Origin of the sequence: Arthrobacter sp. YAF34 (assembly GCF_052113245.1) — a bacterium.
Lineage (GTDB): Bacteria > Actinomycetota > Actinomycetes > Actinomycetales > Micrococcaceae > Arthrobacter.
The window spans coordinates 238822-264692 of sequence record NZ_JBFRCV010000002.1 but is presented as its reverse complement, the minus strand read 5'-3'; the positions used below and the strand labels follow the sequence as shown (position 1 = coordinate 264692).

The window sequence follows — 25871 nt, the reverse complement described above, 5'->3', positions numbered from 1 at the left end:
GTCCCCCGGCTGCACCGGCCAGCACTGAGCATGTCCCCCGGCTGCACCGGCCAACGCATCCGCTGACCCTCGGGCGCCGGCATGGGCGGACCCTGTTCGACGTCGGTGCCGGGCGATAAAGTTGATTCATGCCCCATAGGCAGGAACCTCAGCCCCTCCCGGCCACGTGGCAGCGGTGCGACGCCGGAATCCTGCCCCTGTGGTGGGATCGCCTGTGCAGTCAGACCAGCGAGCAGTCGGCGGCCATGTATGCCGCCGGGCTGTTTACCGAAGACCGACGCCGTCCGATTGCCCAGTGGTACAACCCGGCCTTTGACTCAGCCCTCCTGGTGGCGCCGGAGACCTCCCCGGAGTGGCCTGTCCAGCGGTTCGGAATCTTCTACGCGCCCCCGGGCGCCGGATTCACGCAGGTGCATTCGGCGCCGCACGAATGGCACCCGCGCGAGCCGCGGAAGTCCCCCACGGAGCAAGAGGCGTTCGAGGCCGCGGTCGCCGAGGCCCAACGCTTCCTGCAGGTGGAAATGTACTTCGTCTGAGCCCCGCCACCCGAGCGGCTTCGGGAACGGCAAGGACCGCTCAAACCGAATGACCCCGGCACCTGACCGGATGCACAAAAAAGGTCCCGCGGCTGGTTTTCACCGGCCGCGGGACCTGTCCGCTCCTCCTGCTGGACTTGAACCAGCAACCCTTCGATTAACAGTCGAATGCTCTGCCAATTGAGCTAAGGAGGAATGAAGCAGGTACGACATTAGCAAAGGTTTTGCCGGTAGGGAAATCGGCCCAGGGACCAGCGCCGGCCGGCCTAAAAATACCCCCTCCGGGTATAAAAAAGTCCCCGTTCCGGAAACCCGGAACGGGGACTGCGCGCTCCTCCTGCTGGACTTGAACCAGCAACCCTTCGATTAACAGTCGAATGCTCTGCCAATTGAGCTAAGGAGGAATGAAGCGGGTATAAGCGTAGCAAACACCGGCCCGGGAAACGAAATCGGCGGGCTCAGGCGTCCGAGCGAAGGGACCGCCGCTCCATCTCCAGTTGCATGAGTTCGCGATTCAGCCGCTGGAATTCCTCGGGATCGGCCGAGGCGTCCAGACGCTGCAGCTGGCCCATCTTGTCGGCTTTCACCCGGGTGATCTGGAGCTCGAACAAGCGGGCGAGGATGTCCTTGCAGTAGCGCAGGACGCCTTCGGCCGTGTTGGCCGGCAGCGGCACCACGGAGAGCTCGGACACCAGCGGGCGCAACGGCTCGGGGACCTCCTGCAGCAACTGCTCCACCCAGCGCACGGGATCCCCGGCAAACCCGAGTCCGGTGGCCCGGATGGCCTCGTGGATGGCGAGATAGGCCGGCGTGGAGAACCGTGCTTCGGAGAAGCGCTGCCACGTCTCGCCCTCGAGCATGGCCGGTTCCTGCAGGGCTACCTCAAGCGCCTGGCGCTCCATTGCTGCCACGGGGTCCCGGGGATCAGGGCGGTTGAAGGACGGGAGCACGGCCGACGGTGGCAAGGGGGCAACGCCGGGGGCAGTGCCGGCAAAGCCGCGGCGGGACCCGGCATAGCCCTGGCCGCCGCCCTGCCCCTGGCTCTGGCCTTGGCTCCGACCGTCGCCCGGCGCCGCCGAGGCAGACTGTGCGGCGCGCTTGGTGGCCGCGCCGACCGCCCGGCTGACTTCCTCGACCGGCATCCCCAGCCATCCGGCCAGCTCGCGGGCGTAGGCCGGCCGGATGCCGGCGTCGCGGATCTGTGCCACCACGGGCGCGGATTCACGCAGCGCCGCGATCCGGCCCTCGACGGTGTCCAGGTTGTGGCGTTTGAGCGTGGCCCGGATCGCGAACTCGAACAACGGCCGGCGGGTCCCGATCAGGTCCCGGACAGCGGAGTCGCCCTTGGCCTGGCGGAGCTCGCAGGGGTCGGCGCCACTGGGCTCGACGGCCACAAAGGTTTGCGCGACGAACCGCTGGTCCTCTTCGAAGGCGCGCAGCGCCGCCTTCTGGCCCGCAGCGTCGCCGTCGAAGGTGAAGATGACCTCTCCCCCGCTGCCGTCGTCGGAGAGCAGCCGGCGGGCGATCTTGATGTGCTCGGTGCCGAAAGCGGTTCCGCAGGTGGCTACCGCAGTCGGAATCCCGGCCAGGTGACAGGCCATGACGTCGGTGTAACCCTCCACCACCACGAGCTGGCGGTCCTTGGCAATGTTGCGCTTGGCGAGGTCGATCCCATAGAGGACCTGGGACTTTTTGTAGAGCGCGGTTTCGGGGGTGTTCAGGTACTTCGGGCCTTGGTCATCTTCATACAGCTTGCGGGCGCCGAAGCCGATGGTCTCGCCCGCGATGTCCCGGATGGGCCAGATCAGCCGGCCGCGGAAGCGGTCGTAGATTCCCCGGTTGCCTTCGGAAAACATCCCGGTCAGCTTGAGTTCGGCATCGGTGTAGCCGCGTCCGCGGAGGTGCTTGAGCAGCGAGTCCCAGCCCTGCGGGGCGTAGCCCACGCCGAACTGTTCCGACGCCGCACGGTCGAAGCCGCGCCCGTAGAGGAAGTTGCGGCCCTCCGCGGCGCCCGGGGTCAGCAGCTGGGCACGGAAAAACTCGTCGGCGACCTTGTGCGCGTCCAGCAGCCGCTGGCGCCGGCCGATGTCCTCCCGGTTGGGTCCGGAGCCGCCGTCCTCGTAATGGAGCTCGAAGCCGATCCGGTGGGCCAGCTTTTCCACGGCCTCGTGGAAGGAGATGTGGTCCAGCTTTTGGACGAAGGAGATGACGTCGCCGTCCTCGCCGCAGCCGAAGCAGTGGTAGCGGCCAACCTGGGGGCGGACCGTGAAGGAGGGCGAGCGCTCGTCATGGAAAGGGCACAGGCCCTTGTAGGACCCCAGCCCGGCGCCCTTGAGCGTCACGTACCCGTCGACGACTTCCTTGATGTCGGTGCGCTCGCGCACTTCATCGATGTCTTCGCGTTTGATCAGGCCGGCCACAGTGTCATCCTAGTCCCCGGGTACGACGCCGGCGGTCCGGCCGTGGGGGCCGTCACCACAGCGACGGCAGACTGCCCACGAGACGCTCGTACAGGGCCAGCGCCGAGCCGTCCGTCAGTGACGCGACCTGATCGATCACGACGCGCAGCCGCGCTGCGTCGTCCCCCGCATCGAGCCAGTCTGCGGCGAACATCGGCTCCAGGTGCCGGTCCGCCGTGGCACTCAGCGCGGTAACGAGGGCGTGCAGAACCTCCCGCTGGCGCTCGTAGATGGGTTGCCTGTGCTCGGTGGTCATCACGAAGGTGGTGGCCAGGCCCTTCATCACAGCGATTTCCATGACGGTCTCCTCCGGGACGATCAGCTCCGCGTTGTAGCGGGTGAGGTTCTCCGGGCCGTAGACGGCGCGCGTTGCTTCCAGCGCACTCTGGCAGAACCGGCCGATGAGCTGGCTGGTCATGTCCTTGAGCGCCGCCATGGCTTTGCGGCTGCCGTCGGCTTCGCGCACCCAGACATTGGTGGCCTCCAGCCGGGCCAGGGCAGCGTCGATCGCGGCGGGGTCGTTGTGCGGCAAATACCACTGCTTGGCATAGCCGACGACGCGCGCGCGGTGGTCGGGGTTGTCCATCCAGCGCAGCTGGAAATGGCCCGCGACGATCGCGTCCTCGACGTCGTGCACGGAGTAGGAAATGTCGTCCGCCAGGTCCATGACCTGCGCTTCGAGGCAGGAGCGGCGTTCCGGGGCGGCGTCGCGGATCCAATCGAAGATGGGGAGATCGTCCTCGTAGGCGCCGAACTTGCTGGTCCGCTCGCCGTGGATGACGGGAGCGTTCACGGCGGACCACGGGTATTTGGCGGCGGCATCCAGGCTCGCCCTGGTCAGGTTCAGGCCGGCGGGCCGGCCGTCCGGGGCAAGGACCTTCGGCTCCAACCGGGTCAGCAGCCGCAGCGTCTGGGCGTTCCCTTCGAAACCGCCGATCGCGTGGGCCGTTTCGTTGAGCGCGGCCTCGCCGTTGTGACCGAAGGGCGGGTGGCCGAGGTCATGGCTGAGGCACGCGGTGTCCACGACGTCGGGATCGCAGCCGAGGGCGCGGCCGAGTTCGCGGCCCACTTGGGCCACCTCGAGGCTGTGCGTGAGCCGGGTCCGGACGAAGTCGTCGGTGTCCGGGGCCACCACCTGGGTCTTCGCACCCAGCCGGCGCAGCGCCGAGGAGTGCAGGACCCGCGCACGGTCACGCTCGAAGTCCGAACGGTAGGTGCTCTTGGGCGGTTCCTCGACCCACCGGGCGGAGTCGCGGGAGGTGTAGCCGTCCAGGACGGGCGCGGTGGTCCGGGTCTCAGCCACCGGACACGTCCAGTTCGGCGAAGGAGATGTCGCGGGTCTGCTCGTCATCCAGCGTCCGGTTCAGCAGCCAGTCCTTGGGCAGTGCGGGCTTCTTGGGCGAGCCGGCGCGGCCGCGCGGCCCCTCGGCGTCGACACCCGGGTACGGTGACTCGAGGTCCAGCTGATCCAGGGTCCCGCGCAGCACTTCGAGGCTGGTGACGAGCGCCAGCTTGGTCCGCAGTTCGCTGCCAACCACGTAGCCCTTGAAGTACCAGGCCACGTGCTTGCGGATTTCGCGCAGCGCCTTGCACTCATCCCCGAACGTCTCGACCATGAGCTCGGCGTGCCGGTACACGCTCTCGGCCACCTGCCCCAGATCCGGCCGGAACCGCTGGTCGCTGCCTTCAAACGCGGCCATAAGATCGCCGAACAGCCACGGCCGGCCCTGGCAGCCGCGCCCGACGACCACGCCGTCCACACCGGTTTCGCGGACCATCCGGACTGCGTCCTCGGCGGACCAGATATCCCCGTTGCCCAGGACGGGGATGTCCGGGAGTGCCTCGCGCAGCCGGGCGATGGCGGACCAGTCAGCCTGGCCGGAGTAGAACTGGGCCGCCGTGCGGCCGTGCAGGGCGACGGCGGCGACGCCGGAATCGCGGGCGATCCGGCCGGCGTCGAGGTAGGTCAGGTGGTCCTCGTCAATGCCCTTGCGCATCTTGATGGTCAGCGGAATATTGCCCCTGGAGGCTTCCTTGACCGCCGTCTGGACGATCGAAGTGAAGAGGTCGATCTTCCAGGGCAGGGCCGAGCCGCCGCCGCGCCGGGTGACTTTCGGGACAGGGCACCCGAAGTTGAGGTCGATGTGGTCCGCGCGGTCTTCCTCGACCAGCATCCGCACTGCCTGGCCGACGGTCACGGGGTCGACCCCGTAGAGCTGGACGGAGCGGACTTTCTCGTCGTCGTCGTGCGAAATGATGCGCAGCGACTCCGGCGTGCGTTCCACGAGGGCACGCGAGGTGACCATCTCCGCCACATACAGGCCGCCGCCGTACTCACGGCACAGCCTGCGGAAGGCAGAGTTGGTGATGCCCGCCATCGGAGCCAGAATCACCGGGGTGTCCACGGTGATCGGGCCCAGCTTCAGGGGCGGGAGTTCCAGCTTCGGGGCGGGAGGCGTTGCTACGACAGTCACCCGACCATTGTCTCAAAGACGGGCAAATCGGGCCGATCCGTCTCGGCTATGTGGAAACTTGGGTCTCCGCGGGCGCGATGTTCTGGTTAATGTGGAAGAGGTTCTGCGGGTCGTACTTGGCTTTGATCTCCCGCAGGCGGCTGTAATTCGGTCCGTAGTTCTCCGCAACCCGGGGCAGATCGTCGCCGTCCATGAAGTTGATGTAGCCACCGGGCGCCGAATAGGGCCGCAGGGCGGCCGCGTAGTCCCGCACCCACGCGATATTTGCCTCGTTGTCCGCGGGGTCCAGCCACTGCGCCGCGATCACGGGCGAAAACTTCACGCTCCTGTTGGAGAACGCCGTTTCGCTTGCGCCCACGCGATGAACTGCCCCGTCAATGGGGTAGAGGTGTACCGCGGTCTGCACGCTGGGGACCTTGCTGCCGTGTTCGATGTGCGCAGCGATGGCACCGTCGTTGAGCTCCGCCAGAAAATCCGCTTTCCAGTAGGCCTGCATGCCGGGGGGCTGCAGCGGGTCGAAGGCCGAGTTCAAGGCGGGGTACGGCATTGGTCCCACCATGGATCCCGCAGCCTGCGCGGCGTCCAGGAACGGCTGCCAGCGTGCCGGACCTTCCGCCGGATCGCCGGTCCACATGCCGGCGATGACGCACACCGGTTTGCCATGCCATTCCTCGGGCAGGAACGGAACAGGAGGACTCTGGTGGAAGCCCAGGAACGCGCCAAACTCTTCAGGGGCGGTGGCCATGTAGTCCCGGTAAAACCTCGCCACCGTCTCAGCATGCTCGACGGGGTAAATGATGATCCCGGCGTGGACCATGTCCACGGGGTGCATCCGGTACTCGAACGACGTCACGACGCCGAAGTTCCCGCCGCCGCCGCGCAACGCCCAGAACAGGTCCTCGTTCTCGCTTTTGCTGGCTGTAAGGAACTTTCCCTCGGCCGTGACGACGTCGGCAGAGAGGAGGTTGTCGCAGGTGAGGCCATACTTGCGGCTCAGGTAGCCAATGCCGCCGCCGAGGGTCAGCCCGGCGATGCCGGTCGAGCCGACAATGCCGCCGGGAGTTGCCAGCCCGAAGGCATGGGTCGCGTGGTTGAAGTCGGCCCACGTCGCACCCGGCTCCGCGCGCGCCGTGGCGGTTGCCGGATCAACCCGGACGCCGGTCATGTTGGAGAAATCGACGACCAGGGCGTCATCCCGCGTGCCAAAGCCCGGGGCACTGTGTCCTCCACCGCGGACCGCCAAGTCCAGGGAGTTGTCCCGGGCGAAGTTGACGCAGGAGATGACATCGGCCACCTGGGAAACCTGGGCCACCGCGGCCGGCCTCTTATCGATCATGCCGTTGAAGACGGCCCGTGCCGCGTCGTAGTCGGGGTCGCCGGGCGTGATGAGTTGCCCGCGGATTTGCTCACGCAGGCGATCCAAAGATGTTCCGTTCATTTCCATACCGTCGATTTCGTCGTGAGATTCGACCCGGACGGTTTTCTGCGCTCCCAGCCGGCGTGACGCCCGGAGGTTTACCTGCACAGGCCTACTCTTCCCGCATTCTTCCGTCAAGCGCACCGTCAAATGCACCCTCCTATGCGCCGTCCAAATCCACCGTCCAAATGCACCGTCCAAATACACCCTCAAATGCACGCCTGCGGGCCGCACCCATCGCCGGGGGCGCCGGCTCCGAATTCACACTAGGCACCCCCTGCCTTGACGGGCGGGGGCCGCAGCCTAGGGTTGGTTATTGACGGACGAAGTACGGGAAGGACACACGCGTGGTCATGCGTAAACTAGACGATCGCGAACCGGAGGCGGGCCGTTCCGGGCCTGCTGCCAAGGCCGTGCTGACCATTGCCGAGGCGGCCGGGGAGACCCGCGGGGTGGCCCTGGTCCTGCACGGCGGTCGCGCGGACAGCTTCGAACCGGTCCGTGGCCGGCACCTGAGTCCGGCCCGCATGCTGCCCTTCGCACGGGCCCTGAACCGGCAGGGCGCCCCGCACGGGCTGGCCGTCTGGACGCTGCGCAACCGGTACCGGGGATGGAACGGGGTGGACATGTCCCCCGTGCACGATGCCCGCTGGGCCCTCTCCCGGATCAGCCAAGAGCATCCCGGCGTGCCGGTCTACCTCCTGGGCCACTCCATGGGCGGCCTCACCGCCCTGCGCGTGGCCGACGATCCGCAAGTCGCCGCCGTCGTCGCGCTCGCCCCGTGGCTCAATCACGAAACCCCGGTGGAACCCGTGGCCGGCCGCCGGGTGCTGATCGTCCACGGCACCGAAGACCGCTGGACCAGCCCGGTCAGATCCCTCGAGTATGCCCGGCGCGCCGACGGCGTCGCCGGTTCCGTGGACTATGTCTCCCTCAAAGGTGCGGGCCATTTCATGATCCGCCGCCTGGGCCTGTGGAACTCGCTGGCCGACGGCTTCATCCTGGACGCCTTCGGACAAGCCACGGGGGCCGATGTCTCCGGCGCCACCGACGCGATCCGCAGTGTGCTGCCCGCGGCCGGAACACGTTTGCCGGTGGTGCTGTGATGCCGCCGTTCCCGCTCGATGCCTTCCTCGCCAGCCTGCCGTGGGTCATCGCGGGCCTCGTGGTCCTGCTGGCAGTGACCTTTGCGGTTGCCGTGCGGCAGAATCGGCACTCCGTCATTGACACCGTCTGGGGCCTCGGCTTCGTTGTGGTGGCCGCCATTTCCTGGGTGCTGTCGGCAGGATACGGCGACGCCGGCCGTCGGCTGCTGCTCCTTGCCCTGGTCGCCGTGTGGGGCCTCCGCCTCGCGGTCCACATTGGGGTCCGTGCACGCGGCGGCCACGAGGATCCGCGCTACGTGGACATGCTCTCCGCCGCGCCCGGATCACGCCACGTTTACGCCCTGCGCCGGGTCTACCTGCCCCAGGGCATCGTGATGTTCTTCGTCTCGCTCACCATCCAGGTCGGCATGTTCGCCACGGGCAGCCTGGGCTGGCTGGCAGTCCTGGGCGTCCTGCTCTGGATCCTGGGCTTCGTGTTCGAGACGGTTGGAGACTGGCAGCTGACGCGGTTCAAGGCTGATCCCGCACGGCGTGGAACAGTCCTGAACACCGGCCTGTGGCGCTACACCCGGCACCCGAACTACTTCGGCGACGCCGCCGTCTGGGCCGGGATCTTCCTGGTGGCCGCCGATTCCTGGCCCGGCGTGCTGACCATCCTGTCCCCCGCCCTCATGATCTGGACTCTCGCCGGCAAGACTGGCAAGCCGCTGACGGAAAGGGCCATGGCCGCCCGGCCCGGCTACAAGGAATACATCGAAGCCACGTCCGGCTTCCTTCCCCTGCCGCCCCGCCGGCCCGCAAGCGGGCTAAAAGACGGGCACTGACGTGGCGGGCGCTGACGTAGAAGGCACTGACATGGCAGGCGTGGCATGAGCTGGCGGCCCCCGCAGTGGAGACCGGAGCCCAGCGACCGTTTTTACCGGTTCATTGTCCGCACCGGCCTGGCGCTGCGCTGGCTGTTCCAGATCCGCGTCCTCGTCACGGGCCGGGAGCACCTGCCCCAGCCCGGGCCGAGCGATGATTTACCCAATGCTCCCCGCCGCGGATCGTCGCGGCAGGTGGTGCCCGGTCAGGGCGCGGTGGTGGCGGTGACGCATTTCGGCTACCTCGACTTCGCCTTCGCGGAAATGCTGCTGTGGTGGCACAACCGCGCCCAAATGCGCTTCCTCATCACACAGGGGGCAGCCGACCACTGGTTTGCCGGACCCGCGGTCAGCGCAGCCGGCCATGTCGTGGTGGGGTACGGATCGGGGGCCCACGCCTACGACGCCGCGGTCACCCGGCTGTTGGCGGGCGAATACATCGCGATTCTGCCCGAGGCCGGCGTGAGCCGCAGCTTCACGGTGCGCGAATGCAAGACCGGCGCCGTGCGGATGGCTGCCGAGGCCGGTGTGCCCATCATTCCGGTCTCCATCTGGGGCGCGCACCGGCTGATGACCCGGCACCATGGATTCTCGCCGCGGCGCGCCTGGCGCGCGCCGGTCCGCATCCACGTCGGTGAGCCGATCCTTCCGGGTTCGCTCCCGGACCCGGCGCAGGACGCACAGCCGGCTACCGCGCAACTTGCCCGGACCCTCCAGCACGGGATCGACGTCGGGATGGCGGACTTGCCCCTGCACCCTGCGCCGGGCGCCTGGTGGATGCCGGCCGGGCTTGGCGGCGGCGCCCCGACGGAGGAGGAACGGCGCCGCCTGGACGAGGCCGACGGTCCGCGGCGCGCCGGTGCCAGGCGCCGATAATCCTGCCGTCCAACGCAAACTGACTCGCAGCTGGGGCCGTTATCACGCTTCAAAACGGCCCCAGCTGCGAGTCAGTTGGGTTCAGGGCTAGGACGGGTCCGAGACCACGAGGGTTTCCGAGCCCTGGACGCGGGCCTTGCCGCTGTCAAGCAGCGGTTCGACCACGGCACGCAGGGCGGTCATCGCGTCGTCCAGTTCCAGCATCACCGGGTGCTGATAGGCGATCAGGGCCAGGAGATCGCGCACGGCGGCCCGGGCTTCATCGGCGCCGAGCTTGGGCTCGTGGCCCAGGAAGACGTCGGTGGGTTCGGCCGGGCCGGCCGCCCCGGAACCGTCGGCGTCGGTCCCCGGCATTGCCTGCGCATAGCTGATGGCGAAGCCCTCCAGCCTGCCCTTCCGGCTCGCCGCGATGCCGTGACCGAAGGCACTGGCCTTGGGCGCCCGCAGCACGATCGCGCCGTGGGCGCCGCTGAGGTCATCCAGGAACAGGCGCTGCACGGTGCCGACACTCAACTCCCCCGGGCTGTCCCAATCGTGGACGGCGGTGTAGTACCGGCCCACGACGTCGCTGAGCTCCACCGAGCCGGTGGCCAGGTCTTCGACCTGATCGGTGGCCGCCGACTCCGAACCATCGCCGAAGACCGGCAGCTTGAGCGGCGCCGGGTCAACGACCACGAGGCGGGACCGCTGGATCGGGACCAGGCCCGCGGCCTCTGCAAAGGCCGCCCCGGGGGTGCCCGGCTCCACCTTGCAGCGCAGCTTGGACACGCCCGACGGCGACTGGGCCGCCTCGTGCCGGAGCATGGTCAGCAGGGTGGATCCGATGCCGGAGCGGCGGTGGTCTCGGGCGACTTCGATATACGCCCAAAGCCGCTCCGGATGCAGCGAGGCCTCGTGGACCACGGCCGCCGCCACGGGAATCGCGACGCCGTCGACGACGTCCTCGGCCACGATGCAGCGGCGCCACGGGGCGTTGCCGGAGGGCGCCAGGGTGCCCCGGAACTGCCCGGCCTGCACCGTCTCCGGCCCACCCCAGATTTCCAGGAGCGCGAGGTCGTCGCCCTCCCGCCATTCCCTGTATGCAATGGCCATGATCAGGCGCCGATCAGCCGTGCGGCCAGGTAGCCCTCCACCTTGTCCAGGGAGACGCGTTCCTGGCTCATGGTGTCGCGTTCGCGGATGGTGACGGCCTGGTCCTCGAGGGTCTCGAAGTCCACGGTGATGCAGAACGGGGTGCCGATCTCGTCCTGGCGGCGGTAGCGGCGGCCGATGGCGCCGGCGTCGTCGAACTCGATGTTCCAGCTCTTGCGCAGCTGGGCGGCGAGGTCCTTGGCCTTCGGGGACAGGTCCTCGTTGCGGCTCAGCGGCAGCACGGCCGCCTTCACCGGGGCCAGGCGCGGATCGAGCTTGAGCACGGTGCGGATGTCCACGCCGCCCTTGGCGTTGGGTGCCTCGTCCTCGGTGTAGGCATCGATCATGAAGGCCATGAAGGAGCGGGTGAGGCCGGCGGCAGGTTCGATCACGTACGGGGTGTAGCGCTCGTTGGTGGCCTGGTTGAAGTAGCTCAGGTCCGCGCCGGAGGCCTTGGCATGGGTGGAGAGGTCAAAGTCGGTGCGGTTGGCGATGCCCTCGAGCTCGCCCCACTCCGAGCCCTGGAAGCCGAAGCGGTATTCGATGTCCGTGGTGCCCTTGGAGTAATGGCTGAGCTTCTCCAGCGGGTGCTCGAAGAAGCGCAAGTTCTCCTCACGGATGCCCAGGCCCGTGTACCAGGACATGCGTTCCTTCATCCAGTACTCGTGCCACTGCTCGTCCGTGCCGGGTTCGACGAAGAATTCCATCTCCATCTGCTCGAACTCGCGGGTGCGGAAGATGAAGTTGCCCGGCGTGATCTCGTTGCGGAACGACTTGCCGATCTGGCCGATGCCGAACGGCGGCTTCTTCCGCGAGGTGGTCAGGACGTTGCTGAAGTTCACGAAGATGCCCTGGGCGGTTTCGGGCCGCAGGTAGTGCAGGCCCTCCTCGCTGGCGACGGGACCGAGGTAGGTCTTGAGCAGGCCGGAGAATTCGTGGGGCTCCGTCCACTGGCCGCGGGTGCCGCAGTTGGCGCAGGCGATGTCCTTGAGGCCGTTCTCGGCGGGACGGCCCTTCTTCTCCTCATACTCTTCTTCGAGGTGGTCCGCGCGGTAGCGCTTGTGGCAGGACAGGCACTCCACCAGCGGGTCGGAGAAGACATCGACGTGGCCGGAGGCTTCCCATACCTGGCGGGGCAGGATGACGGAGGAATCGAGGCCTACGACGTCTTCGCGGCCGCGGACCACGGACTGCCACCACTGGCGCTTGATGTTTTCCTTGAGCTCGGCGCCGAGCGGGCCGTAATCCCAGGCAGAGCGGGAGCCACCGTAGATTTCACCGGCCTGGAAAACGAATCCCCGTCGCTTGGCGAGGGAAATGATCTGGTCGAGGACGGATTTTGCTGCCATGGAAACTCCAATTTTCTACAGGGCCGCTGGGTGCGGTCCGCGGTGTCAGCCCCGGGTCACCGGCTGGTTGCCGGACGGGGTGAAACGAACAGTGGGATGCAAACTCCAAGCCTACCGGCCCGCTACCGCTTCAGCGCGCCCCGGGGCCAGGGCAGGGTGGCCAGGATGATGGCGCCGAGTGTGAGCAGGGTGCCGAGGACTGTGGGGAGGGCGATGACGGTTCCGGGAACCGGGAACAGCAGGTCCAGTCCGAGGGATCCGAGCAGCTGCCCGGCGATCATCCCGAGGCCGGTGACCAGCACGCCCAGGCTGCGGACCAGCAGGGCGCCGACCCCGATGAAGATGCAGCCGAGCGGGCCGCCAAGGTAGTACCACCACTGCGCCGGGAGGGGGTTGCCGGCCCCGGCCACCGCGAGCTTGATCAGCCAGGCCACCCAGAGCAGGGCGGCTCCGGCGATGAAGTTCACGAGCGTCGCGGCGATCGGGGACCCGTAGTGGACGGTGGCTGTGCCGTTCATGGCCTGCTGGAAGCTCATCAGGAAACCGGCCAGAACCGGCAGCAAGAGAGGCACAAACAGCTGCAGCCCGGATTCTCCGGCGCTGAACCTGGGCGAGACCGCCCACGCGACGGCGGCGACGGTCAGCACACTGCCGAGCACCCGGATGCCGGTGATGGGCCGCTTGCCCGCGGGCCCGATCCCCATCCGGTCCACCAGCAGCCCGCTGAGGGTCTGCCCCGTCACGGCGGCCACGGTGAAGAGGGCAACGCCGAGCACAGCGACGGTGAAGGATTGGGCGAAGACGAACAGGGCCCCGATACAGCCGGCCAGGAGGTAGTAGGGCGGGAACTGCCGTTCGCGAACGGCCGGCAGGATCCGGGCCACGCTGGCCCGGCCCTTCGGCAGCGCCAGGGAAATGACCGCCATCAGCACCAGTCCGGTGCTGAAGCTGACGACGGCGGCACCGATTCCGTCGCCGAGGGCCACCCCGAGGGCGCCGTTGATCCGGCCTTGGAGCGGGATGAACAACCCGGCCGCGACGGCCAAGGGCAGCCCCGCGATGAGCGGGAGCCGGGGTGTGTGGGTCATTGGTGCCACCTTAGGTCAGGCATTATTGCCTATATGAGCAATACGGAATTCGAAGACATCATTATCCGCGACAGCATGATCCGGCTGGGCCAGCTGCTGAAGCTCGCGAATCTGGTCGAGGACGGCGTGGAGGCCGCGGACCTGATCAAGAACGGGCTGGTCAAGGTCAACGGCGAGATTGATGAGCGCCGGGGCCGCCAGCTTCACGACGGCGACACGGTCACCGTGAACGGCCAGACCGTGCGGATCAGCGCCCCGGCCGCTTAGCCCCCTGCCGGGGCACTGCCGGGGCCGCGTGCGCTGGCCCCGGGCACTCGCCTCTGGCCTTGGCGGGTCTAGTTCCTGGAGTTGAGGACCTCGTGCGTGAGGAACTCCGAGACGTGGCCGATTTCCTGCTGGTTGATGCCGTGCCACATGCCCGTGTAGAGGACCTTGGTGAGCTTCACGTGCTTGCGCACCCAGTCCATGGTGTAGTCGATCTTGTCGGGGGTAATCACCGGGTCCTGCTGGTCCCGGCCCCAGAACAGCGGCACCGTGGCGTTCAGTTCGCCGTCGCGGAAGCTCGGGTCATCGCCGGCGTCGACCACGAACCCGGACAGGCCGACGACGGCGGCGAAGTCCGCGGGGCGCTGGCGCAGCAGGGTGGTGGCCATGGCCATGCCCATCGAGAAGCCGAGCAGCGTCACCGACGGGTGGTTGGCCTTGACGCCGTCGAGCCAGTCCCCCACATACGCCGCGGCGTCCTTGACGGCGTCGAGCGAATACTCGATGGAGGCCGTCAGCGGGAACCAGGTGAAGCCCGGGCCGGAGACGATCGGGGCCCGCAGCGAAGCCACCGCGAAATCCTTCGGCAGCATGTCGGCCAGGCTGAGGAGGTCCTCTTCGTTGGCGCCGTAGCCGTGCAGCAGCACCAGGAGGGGCTTGCCGGCGCAGGCCTCTTCGGGCTGGGACCACAGGACGACAGGGGCGGGGAAAGCATCGGCGTGAGTCATGGAACCATTCTTACAGTTACCCGGCGGTAACAACCTACGGTGGCGTAGCTTAACGGGAACGGTGCAGGATAAGAGGGTGAGCGAAACCGAAGCCATGGAAAATTCACCGGACCCGTCAGCGGACGCTGTTGTTACCCATCCCTGGACCCGTTATGTGGCCATGGGTGACTCCTTCACGGAAGGCATTGGCGATCCGGAACCGGCCAGCCCGGGCGGCCACCGGGGCTGGGCTGACCGTGTGGCCGAGGAACTCAGCCGCGGCCACAACGACTTCGCGTACGCCAACCTGGCCGTCCGGGGCCGGCTCCTGCAGCAGATCGTGGACCAGCAAATGGCGCACTGCCTGTCCCTCAAGCCGGACCTCATCACGCTCTCCGCCGGCGGCAACGATCTCATCCGCCCGGGCGGCGATCCGGATGCGCTGGCGGAAAAGCTGGACTCGGTGGTGCAGATCCTGAGCGTCGGCGGCGCCACCGTAGTCCTGTTCAACGGGCCCGACACCGGTTCCTCGGTGTTGGGCCGGATTCGCAGCAAGGTGGCCATCTACAACGAGAACCTGCGGACGATCGCCGCGCGCCACGACGCTGTGATCGCGGATATGTGGTCGCTGCGCCAGCTCAACGATCCGCAGATGTGGAATGCTGACCGGCTGCACTTCTCGCCGCTGGGCCACCACACGATCGCGGCCATGGTGCTGGACTCCCTGAACGTCGCCCACACGCTGGAGCCGCTCTCCCCCAAGCCGCTGCCGCAGCGCAGCTGGCGGGAGGCCCGCAGCGGGGACCTCGTGTGGGCCAGGGAATACTTTGTCCCGTGGGTGGTGCGGCGGCTGCGGCACCGCTCCTCGGGCGACGGCGTGACGGCCAAGCGGCCCCTCGCCGGCCCGGTGTTCGGCCCCGGCGTTCCGCTGGGCTCGGGCGAGGGCCCGCCGGGGGCCGAGGACGCGGTACGGTCCTGAGCCTGCGGGGCATAAGCTGGAAGGACACTCCCCAGGCCCTCCCGTCGAAAGGCCCCGTCCCGTGAGCAGTATGTTTTTCTGGATCATCGTGTTGTCGTTCCTGGTGCCCATGGCAGTCCGGCGCTACCGGAGATCCGTCCGCGGCCGGAATCAGGGCACGCCGGGCCAGTTCGGCCAATTCCCCGGCAACCCGGGCCGCCCCGGGAACCAGAGCAACCAGAGCAACCAGCCGCGGGACGGTTACACGCAGCAGGACTACTTCGGCGGTTTCGGCCAGTTGGGGGCACCGAGGCAGCCCGGGCAGGCCGACCAGCCATATCCGGGCGGCCCGTACCCCGACGGTCAGAGTTCCGGACAGCAGTACCCCGGTCAGCAGTACCCCGCGCCGCGGTTTCCGGACCAGCCATTCCCGACCGAGCCGTATCCCGGCCAGCAGTATCCGGGTCCGGCCGGCTACCAGTCCCCGGTTCCTTACGAAGACAGCCCCCAGTACCTCAACAACCCCCCGCAGCCCCAACGGCACGCACCGGCACCGGACGCCGGACAGCCGCAGGCGCCTCAGGCACCCCAGACATCGGCAGCGCAGGGCTACCGGGCCCGCAAGCTCGCCGAACTCGACCAGAAGTACAGCGACGGCAAAATGTCCATGGAGGACTACATGGCCCAGCGCGCTGACATCATGAACGGCTAGAAATCATGAACGGCTAGGATCCCGGCCGGTGAAGTCGACGTCGGCCGCGTTCACCGTTCCTGCCGTCCGCCCCGGGGCCCTGTGGTTCTGCCAGTACAGGTTGGTGTGGGCCACCACCAGTTCCGGCGTCGGTGCGCCAAATGGGCTCAGGTCCTCGGTGGTGTGCGCGTCCGCGACCAGCGTGACATCGTAGCCGCGGGTGATCGCGCCGTGCAGGGTCGAACGAATGCACTCGTCGGTCTGCGCACCGGCCAGGAGGAGGCGGCCAATGCCGCGGGCGGCCAGCACGGACTCCAGTTCGGTCGCCTCGAAGGCGTCGCTGTACTCCTTGGCCACGAGAGGCTCAGCCGCACTCCGGGCAAGCTCCGGCACATACTTCCAGCCGTCGCTGCCCGGCGGAAGCTCCTCGCCGCTGTGCTGCACCCAGACGACGTCGACGCCGGCGGCGCGCGCCTTCTCCACGAGGGCTGCGATGGTGGCAACGACGGCGTCGCGGCGGTAGGCCTCCGCGACGACGCCGCGCTGCATGTCCACGACGAGTAATGCCGTGTTGGGTCGGTTGATGAGCGTGGTCACAATGCCTCCCGGATCATGGCTGTCCCTGCCTACTCTAATCCCAGAGCCCGAAAGCAACGCGGGGTCACCTACGTCCCGCGATCCGGTGCCTGATGGGCGCGAAGTGACGCCGCGTTGCTTGAAAGAGGGAGGGATGTCAATCGACTTGGGGGAAGCCGAGATCGATCACCGAGGTCGCGGGGTCGGGCCACCGGGTGGTGACCACCTTGCCGCGGGTGTAGAAGCGGATGCTTTCCGGGCCGTACATGTGGGTGTCACCAAAAAGCGAGCTCTTCCAGCCGCCGAAGGAGAACGTGCCCACCGGCACCGGGATCGGCACGTTGACGCCCACCATGCCGGCCTCGACGTCGAACTCGAACTGCCGGGCGGCGCCGCCGTCGCGGGTGAAGATCGCCACGCCGTTGCCGAACTCGTTGTCGTTGACCAGCTTCACGGCGTCGGCGTAGGTCTCGACGCGGACCACCGAGAGGACGGGGCCGAAGATCTCTTCGTCGTAGACCTTCATGCCGGGCTTGACGTGATCGATCAGGCTGACGCCCAGGAAGAAGCCGTTGGAGTCGAACTCCTGCTCGCGGCCGTCAACCACGACGGAGGCGCCCTCGTCCGCGGCGCCCGCAACGTAGGATGCGACCTTGTCGCGGTGCTCGGCGGTGATCAGCGGCCCCATCTGGGAGGCCGGGTCGGTGCCGGGGCCGATCTTCAGGGTGGCCATCCGGGTGGTGATCGCGCCGACCAGGTCGTCGGCGATGTTGCCGACGGCGACGAGGACGCTGACGGCCATGCAGCGCTCCCCCGCGGAGCCGTAGGCGGCTGAAACGGCGGCGTCGGCGGCCATGTTCAGATCCGCGTCCGGCAGGACCACCATGTGGTTCTTCGCCCCGCCGAGGGCCTGGACGCGCTTGCCGTGGTCGGCGGCGCGCTTGTAGATGGACTGCGCGATCGGCGTTGAGCCCACAAAGCTGACGGCCTTGACGGCGGGGTGTTCCAGCAGGACGTCAACGGCTTCCTTGTCGCCGTGGACCACGTTGAGCACGCCCGCCGGCAGCCCGGCCTCGGCGAACACCTGGGCGATGAAGACGGCGGAGGACGGATCTTTTTCGCTGGGCTTAAGCAGTACGGTGTTGCCGCAGGCCAGGGCGCTGCCGATCATCCACAGCGGCACCATGGCGGGGAAGTTGAACGGCGTGATGCAGGCGACGACGCCGACCGGCTGGCGGACCGAATGGACATCGACGCCGCCGGAGACCTGCTCGGAGCGCTCGCCCTTGAGCATGTGGGACAGCCCGGTGGCGAATTCGATGTTCTCCAGGCCGCGGGTGATCTCGCCCTCGGCGTCCGAGAGGACCTTGCCGTGCTCGCTGGTCAGCAGGGCTGCCAGTTCGGGGCGACGCTGCATGAGCAGTTCGCGGACCTTGAAGAAGATCGCGGTGCGCCGGGCCAGGCTCGTGGCGCGCCAGCCGGGCAGGGCAGCGCGGGCGGCCTCGACGGCCTCCTCGACGCGGGCGGCGGAGGCGAGGGCGACTTCCTTTTCCTGCTCGCCGGTTGCCGGGTTGAAGACGGGGCCGAAGCGCTCGGCGTCGGACACCAGGGTGCCGTTGATGAAGTGCGGAATGCGTTCCATGGGGTGGGTCTCTTTCGTGGGGGCGTTGGGGGCGCGGCCGGGGTTGGGGCGTGGGGCCTAGTTCGCGGACTCGAGCGAGCCGTCGACCAGCTTGACGATCGCGGAGCAGTCCATGCCGGACTGGCCGGAGTCGATAAGCCGCTGGAAGAGCTGCTGGACGTGTTCGCCGAGTGCCAGCGGGGTGCCGGTGTCACGGGCGGCGCTGATGGCCAGGCCGATGTCCTTGTTGGCGAGTTCGGTGGTGAAGGTCGGGGCGAAGCCGTTGTTCGACGCTGCGGTGGGCACGACGCCGGCCACGGGGTACCAGGTGCGCAGGGCCCAGCTGTCGCCGGAGGAAACGGAGGCGATGTCCCAGAACACCTGCTTGTCCAGGCCGAGCCGGTCCGCCAGCACGGCGCCCTCCGCGGTGGAAGCCAGGTTGATGAAAAGCATGAGGTTGTTGCAGATTTTGGCGGCTTGGCCGGTGGTGGCGCCGCCTGTGGGGATGATGTTCGCCGCCATGGGGCGGATGTACTCGGTGGCGTCCGCGACGGCGCCGGCCTCGCCGCCGATCATGAACGTCAAGGTGGCCGCCTTGGCCCCGCTCATGCCGCCCGAGACTGGGGCGTCGACAAAGCGGAAGCCGGCGGCAGCGGCGGCGTCGTGCAGGGCCTGGGCGGAGGCAATATCAATCGTCGAGGAATCCACCAGCAGCGTCCGGGTGTCGGCATGGGCCAAGACACCGGATTCGCCGAGGTACACCGCGCGGGCGTGCTCGCCCTTGGGGAGCATGGTGAACACGACGTCGGCCCCGTCGACGGCTTCGGCGATGCTGCCTGCCGGGATGACTCCCCCGGCGCCGGCCGCGGCAACGGCCTCGGCGTTGAGGTCGAACCCGCGGACCTCATGTCCGTCCTTGGCGAGGTTGACCGACATGGACCCGCCCATGTTTCCCAGTCCGATCCAGGCGATAACTGCCATGGCATAAGCTCCTTTGCTTGATGATTGCCGTGCGCCTCTGCGCGCTCCTGCCGAAGGCCGAAACGCGGGCGTCTCCGTGTCCACGATCACACCCTGCTAGGGTGCAATCAAGGTAAAAAATCACAGATGGCATGTGCACAAATGCACATCTGCTGGGAATGAGGGCGCCGAAGGCGCGCAGGCCTCCGTATCCGTTGACCGAACCTGCCCGCCGAGGAGAAAAACGTGGACTTGCGTCGGCTTCCGAGCCCCGATGACCTGCTGATTCTGCTGACGGTGGCCCGGCTGGGCCGGTTCAACGCGGTAGCGGAGACGCTTGGCACCACCCATACCACGATCTCGCGCCGCGTCTTGGCCCTGGACAAGCAGCTCGGCGGCCGGACGCTGGAGCGCAGCCCGCACGGCTGGGAGCTGACCGAACTCGGCAGCCGCGCCGTCGCGGCAGCCGAGGCCATCGAGGGCACCCTTGGCGCCCTGTCCAGCAGCCTTGCCCGGTCCGGCGATATGGTCTCCGGCCTGGTCCGGATCAGCACCCCGGACGGCTTCGGCACCGAGTTCCTCGCCCCGGCGCTGGTGCGGCTGCAGCGGGAAAATCCAATGCTCAACGTGGAGTTGCTCAGCGCCACCCGCAAGGTGAGCCAAAACCGCTCGGGCGTGGATCTCGAAGTGGTGGTGGGCACCATGGAGACAGCGAATGCCCAGGCCATCTTCCTGAGCAACTACTTCCTCAGGCTGTACGCCAGCCCCGGCTATGCGCAGGAGCACGGGCTTCCGGCCACGCTCGACGACGTCCGGCAGCACGGCTTCGTCTCCTACGTCGAATCGGCCCTCCAAGTGGCCGAGCTGGGCCACCGCTCCACGGCGTTGCCGGTGCCGAGGTCCAGCTTCCAGGCCACCAGCGTGTTCGCCCAGCTGGAGGCGGTGCGGCGGGGTGCCGGGATTGGCCTGCTCCCCAACTTCCTCGTCGCGGGCCGGCCCGGGTTCGTGGCCGTTCTGCCGGACGACTTCCAGCGCCAGCTCCCCATTTGGGCGGTGGCCCGGCCCGAGTCGCTGCGCTCGGCCCCGGTCCGTGCCGTGTTGGAGGCGATTCGGCAGGAAATCAGGGAGCGCCGGGAGGTGCTCTCCGCCTAAGTCCCGGGTCAGGTCAGGCTACCGTCGGCGCCGCGTTCCGCCGTTAACGCAGGCTGCCCGGCTCCGTGAGTGCACGGAGCCGGGCAGCCTGCGCCCTAACGAACGTTCCTCGGGGCGGCGGGGTTACCGCTTGCCCGCGGTGAGGAGGTCTGCGGTGCCCTGGGCGTCGGCGGCGTCGACGTCGTGGAGCGAGATGCCGCGGGTCTCCTTGAGGAAGAAGACGGCGACGGCGGTGATCGCGCAGGCGATCAGGAGGTAGATGGCCACCGGGACAGAGGACTTGTACTGGCTCAGCAGGGCGACGGCGATGATCGGCGCGAGCGAACCGGCCACGATTGAGGTCACCTGGTAGCCGAGCGAAACCCCGGAGTACCGCATGCGGGTCGGGAACATCTCAGCCATGATGGCCGGCTGCCCCGCGTACATCAGGGAGTGGAACAGCAGCCCGATGATGACAGCGGCGAGGATGACGAAATCGTTTCCGGTGTCCATCATCGGGAAGGCGAAGAAGCCCCAGGTCGCACCAAGAACGGCGCCGGCCATGTAGACGGGCTTGCGGCCCACGCGGTCCGAGAGCCTGCCGACCATGGGGATCACGGCGAAGTGGATGAAGTGTGCCACCAGCAGGAGGAGCAGGATCCGGGCGGTGTCGGCATGGACCACGGTCTTGAGGTAGGTAATCGAGAACGTGACCACGAGGTAGTAAAGGATGTTCTCCGCGAAGCGCAGGCCCATCGCGGTGAACACGCCTCGGGGATAGCGGCGGAAGACCTCTGCAACACCGTAGCCCTTGTTCTCGACAGTGACTTCCTTCTGGGCCTCCAGGAAGATCGGGGCGTCGCTGACCTTGGTGCGGATGTAGTAGCCAATGAGGACGATCACGGCGGAGAGCCAGAAGGCGACTCGCCAGCCCCAGGAGAGGAAGTCCGCGGAGGACAGCACGGAGGACAGAATGAACAGCACGGCGGTGGCGAAGAGGTTGCCCAGCGGAACGGCGGACTGCGGCCACGCGGCCCAGAAGCCGCGGGACTTGCTGGGGCTGTGCTCTGCGACGAGCAGGACGGCGCCGCCCCATTCACCGCCGACGGCGAAGCCCTGGGCGAAGCGCAGGAAGACCAGCAGCGCGGGGGCCCAGTAGCCCATCTGCGCAAAGGTGGGCAGGCAGCCCATCAGGAAGGTGGACACGCCGACCAGGATGATGCTGACCTGGAGCAGCTGCTTGCGGCCGAACTTGTCGCCGAAGTGGCCGAAAACGATCCCGCCGATCGGGCGTGCGATGAAGCCGACGGCGTAGGTGAGGAACGCCGCGAGGATGCCGTCCAGTTCGGTCTGGGAATTCGGGAAGAATGCCTTGCCAAAGACCAGGGTGGCCGCAGAGGCGTAGAGGAAAAATTCGTACCATTCCACGACGGTGCCGGCCATCGAGGCCGCCACCACCTTCTTCAGGCCGGACGTCTTGACGTCCGACCCGTCTGCTCGCGTTGCCGCGGCGTTTTCCGTGCTCATGAGAACTCCTTCGGTGTCGCCTTCGACACCCTGTGGACCATTAGGCTGAGACGTGTGTGAGTTTGCACACACAGCGTCATTCTCAACGAGTATGGGTCCAGAGGTCGTGGGCCACAACGACCATTACTGCAGAGAGCATCTGCAAAAATGCACAGCGGCGCGGCGACTAGCCGAAGAAGCTGCTCCGCAACTGGCCGCTTAGCTGGCCGATTTCGGTCAGGAAGCCGTCGTGGCCGATCGGCGCCTCGATGATGTGCAGCTCGGCGCCGCCCGGCAGGGCCTCGGCCAGCGCACGGGACTGGGCCGGGAAGTACAGCCGGTCCGAGTCCACGGCAGCGACCAGGAATTCGGCGGTGGCGGAGGCGAGCGACTCGCGAAGGCTTCCGCGTCCGCGGCAGACATCGTGGCTCATGAGTGCCTCGGTAATGGCGATGTAGCTGTTGGCGTCGAAGCGCCGGACCAGCTTGTTGCCCTGGTGGTCCAGGTAGCTTTCCACCTGGTAGCGCCCGCGCCCGGCCAGCGATCCGGCCTCGAGGGGAGCCTCGGGCTCCTGTGCGTTCCGGCCGAACCGGCCCTCCAGTTCTGCCGCGGAGCGGTAGGTGATGTGCGCGATTCGGCGGGCGAGAGCGAGCCCTGCGACGGGCTCCGGGCCGCCGTAGTAGTCCCCGCCGTTGAAGTGGGGATCCTGGCGGATCGCCAGGGTCTGGGCCTGTGCAAAGGCAATCTGTTCGGCGGTGCTGCTGGCGCCGACCGAAATCACGGCGCAGCGCCGGACCCTCCCGGGGTACATCACGGCCCATTCCAGCGCCCGCGCCCCGCCGAGTGAGCCGCCCAGTACGGCGTGCCAGCTGCCGATGCCCAGGGCATCGGCCAGGCGTGCCTCCGCGGCGGTGGTGTCCCGTAGCGTGACGAGCGGGAACCGCGATCCCCACGGGCGCCCGTCCGGTGCCGGCGTGGACGGTCCCGTGGAGCCGTAGCAGCCGCCCAGGATGTTGATCGACACTACGAAGTACTTGTCCGTATCCACGGGAGCCCCCGGTCCGGCCAGCTGCTCCCACCAGCCGGGTTCCGCGCTGGCGCCGCGGGTCACATGGGTGTCGCCGGTCAGGGCGTGCTCAATCAGGACGGCATTGGACGCATCGGCGTTGAGGGACCCCCACGTCTCGTAAGCGAGAACCACGTCCGGCAGCGCGACCCCGGATTCGAGCTGCAGGTCGCCGATCCGGAGGTACTGGACGCGTCCGTCCGGCACCCGGGGATCCGCCCCCGGGGCAGGGCCGGCGGACGTGCTTCCGGGCGCACCGGAAGTCCGGGCTGGTTGGGTTTCGGGTACACCCGTGCGGGTGACGGCAATCGTCATCTGAGGACCTAACTTCGCGCTTGCCTGCCGTCAGCTGACCGGCAGGCCAGGTCTTCACCCGGGGCACCCCGCCGCAAAAGGAGGGTTGCCGGCCAGCAAGCCGGGGCTGTCGCTGGCACTCATGACCTGCATCGAGTGTACGAAACAGGGTGCCGGTATGACCAAGATTGTGACTTCCGTGTGACACCCCGGTGTCCAGTGCACCGGGACCGCCGGAAACCACCGAGGCCGCCCGAGCGTTACGGCGACCTCGACGGCTCCGGCGAATGCGGCGTGTCCTTAGGCGCCCTTGGCCGCGCGGAATCCGGCGTCGAGGTCCGCGAGGATGTCATCGATGTGCTCCAGGCCGACCGAGAGCCGCACCAGCCCCGGGCTCACGCCGGCCACGGCCTGCTGCTCGGCCGAGAGCTGGCTGTGCGTGGTCGACGCCGGGTGGATCACCAGGGAGCGGACGTCGCCGATGTTTGCCACGTGCGAGTGCAGCTCGAGGGCATCGACAAACCGCTTGCCGGCCTCGGCTCCCCCGGCGATCGTGAATGCCACGACGGCGCCGGTCCCCTTGGGCCCGTACTTGCGCCCGCGTTCGTACCAGGGGCTGGACGGCAGTCCGGCGTAGGCGACCGACTCGACGTCGTCCCTGGCCTCCAGCCATTCGGCGACGCTGGTGGCGTTGGCCACGTGGCGTTCGACGCGCAGGCTGAGCGTCTCGATGCCCTGGGCAATGAGGAAGGCGTTGAACGGGGACACGGCGGAGCCCAGGTCGCGAAGGAGCTGCACCCGGGCCTTGAGGATGTAGGAGAGGTTGGCCCCGAGGGCGCCGCCGGCACCGAGGTCGCGGGCGTAGACCAGCCCGTTGTAGGTGGGGTCCGGGGTGTTGAAGCCCGGGAACCGCTCGGGGTCCTTGCCGAAGTCGAAGTTGCCGGAATCAACGATCACGCCGGCGATCGCGGCGCCGTGGCCGCCGAGGTACTTGGTGGCGGAGTGGACCACGATGTCTGCGCCCCACTCGATCGGACGGATGAGGTAGGGGGTGGACAGGGTGTTGTCCACGATCAGGGGCACGCCGGCCTCATGGGCCACCTTGGAGATGCCTTCGATGTCCAGCACGTCCTGGCGCGGGTTGGACACCACCTCGCCGAAGAACAGCTTGGTGTTGGGCTGGACGGCGTCCCGCCAGTGGTCAAGGTTGTCCGGGTCCGCAACGAATGTCACGGAGATGCCGAACTTCTTCAACGTGTGGGCGAGCAGATTGTACGTTCCGCCGTAGAGGCTGGGGCTGGCCACTACATGGTCCCCGGCTTCGGCCACGTTGAGGATCGCGAAGGTCTCGGCGGCCTGGCCGGAGCTGAGCAGCAGGGCCGCGAGGCCGCCTTCAAGGCTTGCCACGCGCTGTTCGACGGCGTCCTGGGTGGGGTTGCCGATCCGGGTATAGATGGGGGCGAGCTCGGCCAGCGCGAAGCGGTTCGCGGCGCTTTCGGCGCTTGGGAACACGAACGACGTCGTCTGGTAGATCGGGAGGGACCGCGCCCCGGTGGCGGAGTCCGCCTCCTGACCGGCGTGGATCTGGCGGGTTTCAAAGGACCAGGCAGTGGACATTGATGCTCCTCAAGGGACCGGGCACAGCACCGCCCAGGGCCATCGGCCCGGACCGGCACAGGCGCCGCGCTTGCCCTCCGGCGGGCGCCGGACGGCCAGGTCTTCACCCGGGGCACCCCACCGCGATACGAGGGTTGCCGGCCAGCAAGCCGGGGCTGTGCGCTGGCACTCATGACCTTGCTTCAGTCTAGGAAGGGCGGGCGGGCGTTGGATAGCTTTGTGACGAACATGAAGATGACGGACCGTGGCGCCGCCTGCAGACGCTTCCCGGGCTGCCGCTGACGGCGCGCCGTGACATCCTATGACGGTAAGGGGAGCCTAAGCTGAGAGGTCCATCACAAAGTGCCAAGATGAGGGCATGCGCATGGATCACGTCTCTTACGCCTGTGAACACGATGGCTTGGCAGCCACCACTGAACGTATTGCGTCCGCCCTCGGCGTCGAAGCCGTAAAGGGCGGAGTGCACCCCCGTTTCGGGACACGCAACATGATTATCCCGCTCGCGGGCCACAAGTACCTGGAAGTCGTTGAGGTCCTGAACCACCCGGCGTCGGACAAGGCTCCCTTTGGCCAGGCCGTCCGGGCACGCTCCGAGGCCGGCGGCGGCTGGATGGGCTGGTGCGTCGAAGTGGACGACCTCGCCCCGTTCGAGGAGCGGCTGGGCCGCTCGGCCGTGAACGGCAACCGGAAGTTCCCCGACGGCCGTGAACTGGTCTGGAAGCAGATCGGCATCCTGGGCCTCATCGCCGATCCCCAGGTGCCGTACATGCTCAAGTGGGAGGGCAATCCGGAGCTCCACCCGTCCAAAGCCTACGAGAGCGATGTCAAAATGTCCGCGCTGACCATTGCCGGTTCCGCAGAGCGGGTGACCGAATGGCTGGGCGAGCCGGTGGAAAAGCCGCTGGAGGACGTGGCCGTTCACTGGATCGCGCCGCACGGCACGCCCGGCATCCTCTCCGTCACCTTCGAGACCGCTTCCGGAGCGGTCACGATCTAACGCTGCACCTGCCCCACACTTCGGCCGCCATCTAAGGGTGCCAACGTTGTCACCCTTAGATGGCGGCCGATACTTCTTTAAGGCCGGCCGGGGTCGCCTGTTCATAAAAGCAACGCGGGGTCACTTCGCGCCCGTCCGGAGGCTCCGGATGGGCCGAAAGTGACCCCGCGTTGCTGTGTTGGCT

General features: G+C 67.8%; 23 protein-coding genes, 2 tRNA genes and 2 riboswitches. Of the genes, 9 read left to right on the top strand and 16 right to left on the bottom strand.

Annotation, left to right across the window (positions count from 1 at the left end; all coding sequences use genetic code 11):
- Positions 1-128: 128 nt before the first annotated feature.
- Positions 129-536 (top strand): hypothetical protein, encoded by a 408-nt coding sequence (locus AB4Y72_RS03555; protein ID WP_441424782.1) that lies wholly within the window; start codon positions 129-131, stop codon positions 534-536.
- 122 nt (positions 537-658) lie between these two features.
- Here the strand turns inward: AB4Y72_RS03555 and AB4Y72_RS03550 are convergent.
- The 6 genes from AB4Y72_RS03550 to AB4Y72_RS03525 form a co-directional block, all read right to left on the bottom strand.
- Positions 659-731 (bottom strand) — tRNA-Asn (locus AB4Y72_RS03550).
- Positions 732-867: 136 nt separating this feature from the next.
- Positions 868-940: transfer RNA gene (locus AB4Y72_RS03545), tRNA-Asn, on the bottom strand.
- 54 nt (positions 941-994) lie between these two features.
- Positions 995-2956 (bottom strand): DNA primase, encoded by a 1962-nt coding sequence (dnaG, locus tag AB4Y72_RS03540; RefSeq protein ID WP_441424781.1) that lies wholly within the window; start codon positions 2954-2956, stop codon positions 995-997.
- Positions 2957-3008: 52 nt separating this feature from the next.
- The gene (locus AB4Y72_RS03535; RefSeq protein WP_441424780.1) at positions 3009-4298 is read right to left on the bottom strand and encodes a deoxyguanosinetriphosphate triphosphohydrolase; all 1290 of its coding nucleotides are present in this window, start codon (positions 4296-4298) and stop codon (positions 3009-3011) included.
- Positions 4291-5469 (bottom strand): tRNA dihydrouridine synthase DusB, encoded by a 1179-nt coding sequence (dusB, locus tag AB4Y72_RS03530; RefSeq protein ID WP_441424779.1) that lies wholly within the window; start codon positions 5467-5469, stop codon positions 4291-4293. Before dusB ends, AB4Y72_RS03535 begins: the two co-directional genes overlap by 8 nt.
- A gap of 46 nt (positions 5470-5515) precedes the next feature.
- The gene (locus AB4Y72_RS03525) at positions 5516-6907 is read right to left on the bottom strand and encodes an FAD-binding oxidoreductase (RefSeq protein WP_441424960.1); all 1392 of its coding nucleotides are present in this window, start codon (positions 6905-6907) and stop codon (positions 5516-5518) included.
- 332 nt (positions 6908-7239) lie between these two features.
- Between AB4Y72_RS03525 and AB4Y72_RS03520 the strand changes: the two genes are divergently transcribed.
- The 3 genes from AB4Y72_RS03520 to AB4Y72_RS03510 are packed head-to-tail and all read left to right on the top strand — an operon-like array spanning position 7240 to position 9731.
- A complete protein-coding gene (locus tag AB4Y72_RS03520) occupies positions 7240-7992 on the top strand; it encodes an alpha/beta hydrolase (RefSeq protein WP_441424778.1) in 753 nt (250 codons plus the stop codon).
- Positions 7992-8816, top strand: coding sequence for a DUF1295 domain-containing protein (locus AB4Y72_RS03515; RefSeq protein WP_441424777.1), 825 nt, complete (start codon positions 7992-7994; stop codon positions 8814-8816). The genes AB4Y72_RS03520 and AB4Y72_RS03515 overlap by 1 nt, the downstream gene beginning before the upstream one ends.
- 45 nt (positions 8817-8861) lie before the next feature.
- Positions 8862-9731: a lysophospholipid acyltransferase family protein gene (locus tag AB4Y72_RS03510; RefSeq protein ID WP_441424776.1), complete on the top strand. Its 870-nt coding sequence runs from the start codon at positions 8862-8864 to the stop codon at positions 9729-9731.
- An 87-nt stretch (positions 9732-9818) separates the two neighbouring features.
- Here AB4Y72_RS03510 and AB4Y72_RS03505 read toward each other — a convergent pair whose 3' ends face one another.
- The 3 genes from AB4Y72_RS03505 to AB4Y72_RS03495 all read right to left on the bottom strand — a co-directional run bounded on the left by AB4Y72_RS03505 (position 9819) and on the right by AB4Y72_RS03495 (position 13299).
- On the bottom strand, positions 9819-10823 hold the full coding sequence (locus AB4Y72_RS03505) for a GNAT family N-acetyltransferase (protein ID WP_441424775.1): 1005 nt from the start codon (positions 10821-10823) through the stop codon (positions 9819-9821).
- Between the two features lie 2 nt (positions 10824-10825).
- A complete protein-coding gene (locus AB4Y72_RS03500) occupies positions 10826-12211 on the bottom strand; it encodes a glycine--tRNA ligase (protein ID WP_441424774.1) in 1386 nt (461 codons plus the stop codon).
- 122 nt (positions 12212-12333) lie between these two features.
- A complete protein-coding gene (locus AB4Y72_RS03495) occupies positions 12334-13299 on the bottom strand; it encodes a DMT family transporter (protein WP_441424773.1) in 966 nt (321 codons plus the stop codon).
- Positions 13300-13332: 33 nt separating this feature from the next.
- On the opposite strand from AB4Y72_RS03495, the gene AB4Y72_RS03490 reads away from it, so the two are divergent.
- Positions 13333-13566, top strand: coding sequence for an RNA-binding S4 domain-containing protein (locus tag AB4Y72_RS03490; RefSeq protein ID WP_441424772.1), 234 nt, complete (start codon positions 13333-13335; stop codon positions 13564-13566).
- 68 nt (positions 13567-13634) lie between these two features.
- On the opposite strand, the gene AB4Y72_RS03485 is transcribed toward AB4Y72_RS03490, so the two are convergent.
- Positions 13635-14291, bottom strand: a complete 657-nt coding sequence (locus AB4Y72_RS03485; RefSeq protein ID WP_441424771.1) for an alpha/beta hydrolase — start codon at positions 14289-14291, stop codon at positions 13635-13637.
- A gap of 94 nt (positions 14292-14385) precedes the next feature.
- On the opposite strand from AB4Y72_RS03485, the gene AB4Y72_RS03480 reads away from it, so the two are divergent.
- Entirely contained in the window at positions 14386-15249 is an 864-nt protein-coding gene (locus AB4Y72_RS03480; protein WP_441424959.1) for an SGNH/GDSL hydrolase family protein, read from the top strand.
- A 70-nt stretch (positions 15250-15319) separates the two neighbouring features.
- Positions 15320-15940, top strand: a complete 621-nt coding sequence (locus tag AB4Y72_RS03475) for a hypothetical protein (protein WP_441424958.1) — start codon at positions 15320-15322, stop codon at positions 15938-15940.
- A 3-nt stretch (positions 15941-15943) separates the two neighbouring features.
- Here AB4Y72_RS03475 and AB4Y72_RS03470 read toward each other — a convergent pair whose 3' ends face one another.
- The 3 genes from AB4Y72_RS03470 to mmsB all read right to left on the bottom strand — a co-directional run bounded on the left by AB4Y72_RS03470 (position 15944) and on the right by mmsB (position 19097).
- The gene (locus AB4Y72_RS03470; protein ID WP_441424770.1) at positions 15944-16516 is read right to left on the bottom strand and encodes an isochorismatase family protein; all 573 of its coding nucleotides are present in this window, start codon (positions 16514-16516) and stop codon (positions 15944-15946) included.
- 136 nt (positions 16517-16652) lie between these two features.
- Positions 16653-18137, bottom strand: coding sequence for a CoA-acylating methylmalonate-semialdehyde dehydrogenase (locus AB4Y72_RS03465; RefSeq protein WP_441424769.1), 1485 nt, complete (start codon positions 18135-18137; stop codon positions 16653-16655).
- Positions 18138-18194: 57 nt separating this feature from the next.
- A complete protein-coding gene (gene mmsB / locus AB4Y72_RS03460; RefSeq protein WP_441424768.1) occupies positions 18195-19097 on the bottom strand; it encodes a 3-hydroxyisobutyrate dehydrogenase in 903 nt (300 codons plus the stop codon).
- A gap of 231 nt (positions 19098-19328) precedes the next feature.
- Here mmsB and AB4Y72_RS03455 point away from each other — a divergent pair, with 231 nt between their 5' ends.
- Positions 19329-20228, top strand: a complete 900-nt coding sequence (locus tag AB4Y72_RS03455) for a LysR family transcriptional regulator (protein ID WP_441424957.1) — start codon at positions 19329-19331, stop codon at positions 20226-20228.
- 123 nt (positions 20229-20351) lie between these two features.
- On the opposite strand, the gene AB4Y72_RS03450 is transcribed toward AB4Y72_RS03455, so the two are convergent.
- The 3 genes from AB4Y72_RS03450 to AB4Y72_RS03440 form a co-directional block, all read right to left on the bottom strand.
- Positions 20352-21734, bottom strand: coding sequence for an MFS transporter (locus AB4Y72_RS03450; protein WP_441424767.1), 1383 nt, complete (start codon positions 21732-21734; stop codon positions 20352-20354).
- A gap of 166 nt (positions 21735-21900) precedes the next feature.
- A complete protein-coding gene (gene metX, locus AB4Y72_RS03445) occupies positions 21901-23094 on the bottom strand; it encodes a homoserine O-acetyltransferase MetX (protein ID WP_441424766.1) in 1194 nt (397 codons plus the stop codon).
- An 11-nt stretch (positions 23095-23105) separates the two neighbouring features.
- A riboswitch (SAM riboswitch) is annotated at positions 23106-23221 on the bottom strand.
- A 152-nt stretch (positions 23222-23373) separates the two neighbouring features.
- Positions 23374-24690 carry a bifunctional o-acetylhomoserine/o-acetylserine sulfhydrylase gene (locus AB4Y72_RS03440; RefSeq protein WP_441424765.1) on the bottom strand — a complete coding sequence of 439 codons (1317 nt, stop codon included), beginning with the start codon at positions 24688-24690 and terminating at the stop codon, positions 23374-23376.
- A gap of 61 nt (positions 24691-24751) precedes the next feature.
- A riboswitch (SAM riboswitch) is annotated at positions 24752-24867 on the bottom strand.
- 181 nt (positions 24868-25048) lie between these two features.
- On the opposite strand from AB4Y72_RS03440, the gene AB4Y72_RS03435 reads away from it, so the two are divergent.
- Positions 25049-25687: a VOC family protein gene (locus tag AB4Y72_RS03435; RefSeq protein WP_441424764.1), complete on the top strand. Its 639-nt coding sequence runs from the start codon at positions 25049-25051 to the stop codon at positions 25685-25687.
- The last annotated feature ends 184 nt before the right edge of the window (positions 25688-25871 follow it).

What these genes read in the sequence shown, in the direction of transcription:
- AB4Y72_RS03555 (WP_441424782.1), top strand. Translation starts at nt 129, where the DNA reads ATGCCCCATAGGCAGGAACCTCAGCCCCTCCCGGCCACGTGGCAGCGG.
- AB4Y72_RS03525 (WP_441424960.1), bottom strand. Translation starts at nt 6,907, where the DNA reads ATGAACGGAACATCTTTGGATCGCCTGCGTGAGCAAATCCGCGGGCAA.
- AB4Y72_RS03520 (WP_441424778.1), top strand. Translation starts at nt 7,240, where the DNA reads ATGCGTAAACTAGACGATCGCGAACCGGAGGCGGGCCGTTCCGGGCCT.
- AB4Y72_RS03515 (WP_441424777.1), top strand. Translation starts at nt 7,992, where the DNA reads ATGCCGCCGTTCCCGCTCGATGCCTTCCTCGCCAGCCTGCCGTGGGTC.
- AB4Y72_RS03510 (WP_441424776.1), top strand. Translation starts at nt 8,862, where the DNA reads ATGAGCTGGCGGCCCCCGCAGTGGAGACCGGAGCCCAGCGACCGTTTT.
- AB4Y72_RS03505 (WP_441424775.1), bottom strand. Translation starts at nt 10,823, where the DNA reads ATGGCCATTGCATACAGGGAATGGCGGGAGGGCGACGACCTCGCGCTC.
- AB4Y72_RS03500 (WP_441424774.1), bottom strand. Translation starts at nt 12,211, where the DNA reads ATGGCAGCAAAATCCGTCCTCGACCAGATCATTTCCCTCGCCAAGCGA.
- AB4Y72_RS03495 (WP_441424773.1), bottom strand. Translation starts at nt 13,299, where the DNA reads ATGACCCACACACCCCGGCTCCCGCTCATCGCGGGGCTGCCCTTGGCC.
- AB4Y72_RS03490 (WP_441424772.1), top strand. Translation starts at nt 13,333, where the DNA reads ATGAGCAATACGGAATTCGAAGACATCATTATCCGCGACAGCATGATC.
- AB4Y72_RS03485 (WP_441424771.1), bottom strand. Translation starts at nt 14,291, where the DNA reads ATGACTCACGCCGATGCTTTCCCCGCCCCTGTCGTCCTGTGGTCCCAG.
- AB4Y72_RS03480 (WP_441424959.1), top strand. Translation starts at nt 14,386, where the DNA reads ATGGAAAATTCACCGGACCCGTCAGCGGACGCTGTTGTTACCCATCCC.
- AB4Y72_RS03475 (WP_441424958.1), top strand. Translation starts at nt 15,320, where the DNA reads ATGTTTTTCTGGATCATCGTGTTGTCGTTCCTGGTGCCCATGGCAGTC.
- AB4Y72_RS03465 (WP_441424769.1), bottom strand. Translation starts at nt 18,137, where the DNA reads ATGGAACGCATTCCGCACTTCATCAACGGCACCCTGGTGTCCGACGCC.
- mmsB (WP_441424768.1), bottom strand. Translation starts at nt 19,097, where the DNA reads ATGGCAGTTATCGCCTGGATCGGACTGGGAAACATGGGCGGGTCCATG.
- AB4Y72_RS03450 (WP_441424767.1), bottom strand. Translation starts at nt 21,734, where the DNA reads ATGAGCACGGAAAACGCCGCGGCAACGCGAGCAGACGGGTCGGACGTC.
- metX (WP_441424766.1), bottom strand. Translation starts at nt 23,094, where the DNA reads ATGACGATTGCCGTCACCCGCACGGGTGTACCCGAAACCCAACCAGCC.
- AB4Y72_RS03440 (WP_441424765.1), bottom strand. Translation starts at nt 24,690, where the DNA reads ATGTCCACTGCCTGGTCCTTTGAAACCCGCCAGATCCACGCCGGTCAG.
- AB4Y72_RS03435 (WP_441424764.1), top strand. Translation starts at nt 25,049, where the DNA reads ATGCGCATGGATCACGTCTCTTACGCCTGTGAACACGATGGCTTGGCA.